This window comes from bacterium (assembly GCA_022616075.1).
Taxonomy (GTDB): Bacteria; Acidobacteriota; HRBIN11; order JAKEFK01; family JAKEFK01; genus JAKEFK01.
Window position 1 is genome coordinate 1 of the sequence record JAKEFK010000311.1, and the last position, 5,993, is coordinate 5,993.

Genomic DNA, 5,993 nt, shown 5'->3' on the forward strand with positions numbered 1-5,993 from the left:
AGAACCTTGTCCTTGGGTAAATCTCTCTTCGGTGGACCCGATGATACAAGCTGGTTCACGCTTTGAAGTCCCCCTTTTGGGAACTCTATGTAGAATGGATGAGGGGCACCTTCGATTGGAACTATCTCGACTTTGAATGCTTCGTATTCCTTTGAACGCCACAGAATTGAGTTCTGGAACTTCGAGTAAAGGCAAATCGCTGGGTGACGAGGGTTCTCATGCTCTTTCTTTTTCAGATCCTCGATAAAGAGTTCGATTTCGCCGTACTTAACATGGTCGAGGTCGCAATTCCAATTTGCTTTTTTCAGCTTTTCTGGATCCTTTGGATCTGCTGCGAAGACCGGAACTAAGAACGTACAAAAGAACAGAAGAAAAAATAACTTGATTACACGAGTCATTGTCTTCTCCCTGTTGCTCCTCATCATAGAGGAAGCCACTCTCTGGTTATTAGCGTTTCTGCGTGAGGGCGCGAAAGCGGGGTTGATCACGCAGGTTGTCTAAGTCGATGTGATTCAATTCTGCTCCGGGATAGCCGAGTTCCATGGCGCGCTGCAGCCAATCCAGAGCAGCCGTTGTCTGACCTAACCGGTTGTAAACCAATCCTCCGATAAAAAGAAAGTGAGCATTATCCGGCTTCAATCTCATGGCTTCGTGCAGGCTGTCCAGGCTTTCATTTTGGTTACCGACTCTTGCCTGGAACAAGGCCAGCATGATCAAGGCACTTGCACTATTCGGGTTCACCTTCAACTCTTCTTTGGCTAACTCAATAGCTAGCTGGTAAGCAGGCAACGCTTTTTCGCGTTGGCTCGGTGAGGGTGACCAGTAATAAGCATCGGCTAAATTACCCCATATGGAAAAGTTTTGAGGCTCGCGAAGTCTTACTGCTTCTTCATATGCCGTAACTGACTCAGTGAAACGCCTCAGCATCATGTAGACATATCCGAGGTTCCAATATGCATCGGAGTTTGGGTGAATATTGATGGACTTTTTTAAAACGGAAATTGCCTTATTGTAACGCCCCTGTTCTAAATAGACCGCACCAAAATTAGAGTAGCCTCGGGCACTATCCGGTACCAATCGAATGACCTGTTGAAACATCTCTGCCGCTTCTGGATATCGGGAAGAGTTTAGGTAAAAGGCTCCGAGCGAGTTATAACCGTACCAGACGTTTGGCTGAAACTGGATTGCCCCGCGGTAGGCTAATTCAGCTTTCTCCAGTTCCCCTATGGCTTCATAAGATCTGGCCAATCCAAGACGTGCTTCAAAGCTAGAAGGATCAGTTTTCAAGGCTTGCGCGAATTCAAAAATCGCCTGTTTGAATTCGCCAGTGCCTTTCTGGATTGCGGCAAGAGCAATGCGAGCGGCTACCAGCTGGCCATCCAGTTCAACAGCATGCTTAGCGTTTTTTCGTGCAGGTTCGACCCATTGGGTGTCGCCGGTAAGATCGTATTTTTTCCAGTAAGCCTTCGCCAGTCCGGCGTAAGCCAGCGCATATTGTGAATCCAGTTCCAAGGCTAAGTGAAATGAGCGGATGGCTGCGTCCAAGTTTTCAGCCTTGTCATATCGATGCAGGTACCCCTGGCCCTGCAAGTAATAATCGTAGGCCCTTCCTAACGAAGTGCCGCCCGCCTCAAGAACTTCGCTTACCTGGGGTTGCAAATCGACTTCCAACATTTCGGCAATCTGCCGCACAATCCCATCCTGTAGAGCATCCACATCCTGAATTGAGGTCTCTATCGAAACAGATCGTAATTGGCGCAACGCTTTCGCATCAACAAGATTCGCAACTATTTGAACGCGATCTCCATGTCGTTGCAGATTCCCTGTCACAGCCAGGTTCACCCCAAATAGTTGCTGCGCCTCCTTCGCGCTTGAAACTTTTTCCTTGCGCACCTCGCTCATTGGCACAACCCATATGGATCCATGAAAGCTGGAAAGTTGAGTAAGCTTGCCTGTCAAGGTTTCCACAAGACCATCACAATAGGCCTGATTTGATGGATCTTCACCGGGACTTGTGAATGGAAGCACAGCGAGGTGCTTTTCCGATGGTATCCCAGCCTTCTGCCAGGGATTGAATCGCTTTTGTATGCCGAAGATCATTCCAATCAGTGCTACAAAAATGATCAGCGAAACCGGGAGGGCGAAGCGCCGCCAGAAGTAGCGAGACGAATGCAGCCGGCGAACTGACGTGGTTGTGGATCCCGTGGCCAGACGTTCCAGATCAACTCGCAATTCCCTGGCTGACTGATACCGGCGGTCCGGATCTTTGTCCAGTGCCTTCAAGATGATGCGTTCGAGTTCCGCCGAGATCCTGGAATTCAATGATGTCGGCGTTCTGGGCTGTTCATACAAAATGCCTTCAACGAGGGCTGGGATCTGCAATCTAGTAATTGGGCGATATCCGGTTGCCATTTCGTAAAGGATTGCACCCGTGGAATAAATATCACTACGCAGATCTATCTTCTCGTTTCGCAATTGCTCCGGAGACATATAAGGCAGAGTGCCAACAGCCTTGTCGTGGTCCCTCAAACTTTCTGTCGTATCATTTTTGGCAATTTCCTGCGGAGTCAGCTTTGCCAAACCAAAATCCAGAATCTTGACTCGTCCATCGGGCGTAATCCGCACATTCCCCGGCTTCAAATCCCTGTGCAAAATCCCATGCTCATGCGCTGCGGCAAGACCATCCGCTAATTGCATCCCTAATTTCAAGATTTCCTTTTCTGGAAGAGATCTCTGATTCAGTTTGTCGTTGAGAGTAGTTCCTTGGATGAACTCCATCACGAGGAAATCAATTCCTGCATCAGTATTGAACTCGTGTATCGTTTCAATGTTTGGATGGTTTACTTTTGAGAGAACCAGAGCTTCCTTTCGAAAATGTCTTCGGTCCGTTTCATCCGCAAATGTACCTGAGGTTAAGATCTTAATGGCAACATCCCGGTCCAGCTGTTCATCATGAGCTCGATACACAACGCCCATACCTCCCATGCCGATTTTCTCGACAATACGGAAGTGAGTTAATGTATGGCCGACCATCTGAGCGGGCATGAATAACCCCACGGATTTTAATGAATTAGAGTTGAAAGGATCTGCTTTGTCGCAAGTGAGGGAATGATCAAATTTAACAGAATATGTTTGGATAGGTCTTAACAGGACTTTCTTCAAGCTTTAGCCCTCGTACTTTTCTTTTCAATAAATCGTACTTGCCTGAAGTTCTGACAAGACACGATCCGTTGTTCAGCAAAGTCAATGCCATACCTGTTTCTCGACGAAAGCCGTTTGACTGCGAAAGCCAAATCTCATGATTTGCTGAAACCTTTCATCAATTGATGAGTATTCTGTCGGGATCGGCCGGCAATCGATGGCTTCAGCTGGTGGTTTTCTAGAATTCTGGGATTTGTAACCCGAGGTAACGAACAAAAGGATCGAAATCGTGGTCGGAATGAAGTAATTCTATTTTGTTCTGGATGCAAAAAGTCGCTATCAGGCAGTCAATCGTCTTACGAATGGTAATTCCTTTATTTCGCAGGAAACGATAGTGATCGACGCTTTTTAAGGCAATATCTTTGCCGACCATCTCTCGCACTTCGAATGTAAGCAGGGCACTTTTCGCTGTCGTATAATCTTGTTTTCTCCTAAAACCCTGAAGAACTTCCGTAAGGATAAGGTCGCCAACTAGAATCTCAGTTTGACCCAGCACTGCATGAAAGTAGTCAGTTTGCGGGCTCTTTAAACCATTGAAATAATCGATCCAAACAGAAGAATCAACGAGCAAAACGCCCCTCGCGCATTTTATTTAGATTACCTTCCCAGTGCAATTTCCCGCGCAAAGAGCGTACTTTCCGTTGCTGATGAAGCTTGATTAGAGTTCGAAGACCTTCATGAATAACATCTTTTTTAGTCTTCAACCCTGTAATTTTCTTGGCCTTTTCGACTAAGCGATCGTTTAATACGACGTTTGTTCGCATGATGTGTATATTATACGGTATTTATGTGTATGAGAGCAAGGATGTTTCGAGACCCGGGTTTCAGGTAAACCACAATATCTATCAGCTTTCATTTTTAAAGAACAACCCGCGGATTCTTTCGAAAAAACCTATTTTCTGATTAAAACCTTCCAGGATCCAGATGTCCGCTTTTGCGTGATCGAGCGATGTGGCGAAGCTTTTTCCATCCGGAGCTAGACTGAAACCGCGAACCCAATAAAAATCCGAACTATAAGGACCGAAATCGGAAATAACTTTTCTTTTTCCAGTTTTGATGTCAGCACCTGAAAGTATCCAGTTGCTGGGTTCTTGAATAGCTAGTACATACAGAGATTGCCACTCCTTTCCCCATCCGTACACGCCAAGAACCTCCTCCTGTTTTATCTTGAAAACAAGCCGTGAATCTCCACCATTTGAGGAAACAATATAGATACCTTCTTCACCGACAAAACTAATCAAGTCTTCTTGCGGTGACCATTGCGGAAGTTGATATGAGATTTCGTTTTGCGATAAAACAATCGGTTCGCTACTTCCTCCCAGTTTTACTTTTGCAAGAACATTTTTGTCCTTCATTGCGATACGCATTGCTATCCATTCACCATCAGGTGACCACGAAGGCAATTGGCCCGATGCGAGTCTCACCGGCGTTCCGCCAGCAACATTGGATAGCCAAATACCGTTTCGTCCACCACCGGCTCTGAAGTAAGCGATTCGATGTCCGTCCGGTGAAAAACTTGGAAAGGATATCTCGTCTGTAGATTCATTGCCGAAATCTGAACGAGTCACGATCGCCCTTTCCCATCCTTCTTGCACATTACGGAGCCAGATTCCATCAACTCCCCAGATTCCTCTCGCATAGACAAATTGATTTCCCAATGGGGACCAGCCTGGGAAACCTTCGGCCCGTGATGTTTTCAACAAATCACGGATCGAACTCCCATCTACCGGAATTTCCACAAGATCCCAATTTTCTTCATGTTGTTGGAAAGCGATCTTCGTTCCATCCGGCGAAACAGCGGGTTCCATTTCATCAGTAGTGCCATTGGTGATCGCGTAAAAAGTCCCAGTTTCAATATCACCAATCAGAAGATGAGCCCCCGTATTCCCTTGAACGGGTGCTACGAAAACAATATGCCTGCTGTCTGGCATCCAATTGAATGAAAAATAGTTATTTGTGATTACATTGGAAAGTGCACGATAAGGTTTACCTTCAGGAAAAGGAATTACCCAGAATTTTTCTAGTCCTTGTAAAAGAACAAGAATTTTAGAACCATCAGGAGAAAATCTGATGTATTCAGAGGTATAGAACTTTTTTTCAGAAAATGGAGGCTGGAGATATTCTTTGGCGGGCGCGCCATTCATAGAGATCCATAATGACGAGTGATTTGCTTCTTCTCTCAAGAATGCAAACGTCTTTCCATTTGGGGAGATTGTTGCAGCGAAAGTATCTTGAATCACTAAACGTGGAGATCCGCCTGTGGCGCCAACTGCCCAAAGATTATCTTCTGCAAGATAAAAGATGCGTGATCCGTCCGGAGACCAAAATGGAGAAAAGCATCGCGCCGAATGTTTTGTAACTTGCGTGGATACCGGTGATCCCAGGCTTTGGGTAAAGATTTGATCATTACCATCACTACTAATGCGGGTAAAAGCAAGAGTTTTTCCATCAGGCGACCACGCCGGAAAATCTTCCATTTCAGATTCAACGGCAAATGGAGTCAAGTGATATTTCGAAAGATCAACTGAAGTCGATTGCGGCAACAGAAAAAATCCAAGCAAACTGACAACAGCCAAAATGCCTACGGCTGTCAACAAAATTGGTTTTACATAGGAACGCTTCACACGATCATCTAAAGCAACTGGAGAAATTTCAAAAACATGATCGCGCAGATTTTTTAAATCATGAAACAAATCAATCGTTGCACCATAGCGATTTACTCTATCTTTTGACAAACATCGTTCGATCAACCACCGTAATGGAACCGGAATTCCAGGATTGATGGATGAAAT

The 5,993-nt window shown here is 45.6% G+C and carries 5 protein-coding genes; all 5 read right to left on the reverse strand.

Going from position 1 to position 5,993, the window contains the following annotated elements; all coding sequences use genetic code 11:
* The coding region (locus tag L0156_24845; GenBank protein MCI0606228.1) for a hypothetical protein at nt 1-398 on the reverse strand (398 nt) is incomplete at its 3' end.
* 49 nt (nt 399-447) lie between these two features.
* A complete protein-coding gene (locus tag L0156_24850; GenBank protein ID MCI0606229.1) occupies nt 448-3,045 on the reverse strand; it encodes a protein kinase in 2,598 nt (865 codons plus the stop codon).
* A gap of 334 nt (nt 3,046-3,379) precedes the next feature.
* Nucleotides 3,380-3,772, reverse strand: a complete 393-nt coding sequence (locus tag L0156_24855; GenBank protein MCI0606230.1) for a PIN domain nuclease — start codon at nt 3,770-3,772, stop codon at nt 3,380-3,382.
* Nucleotides 3,762-3,965, reverse strand: a complete 204-nt coding sequence (locus L0156_24860; GenBank protein MCI0606231.1) for a type II toxin-antitoxin system VapB family antitoxin — start codon at nt 3,963-3,965, stop codon at nt 3,762-3,764. Before L0156_24860 ends, L0156_24855 begins: the two co-directional genes overlap by 11 nt.
* Before the next feature lie 81 nt (nt 3,966-4,046).
* A partial coding sequence (locus tag L0156_24865; protein MCI0606232.1) for a hypothetical protein occupies nt 4,047-5,993 on the reverse strand: 1,947 nt, incomplete at its 5' end.

What these genes read in the sequence shown, in the direction of transcription:
- L0156_24850 (MCI0606229.1), bottom strand. Translation starts at nt 3,045, where the DNA reads ATGCCCGCTCAGATGGTCGGCCATACATTAACTCACTTCCGTATTGTC.
- L0156_24860 (MCI0606231.1), bottom strand. Translation starts at nt 3,965, where the DNA reads ATGCGAACAAACGTCGTATTAAACGATCGCTTAGTCGAAAAGGCCAAG.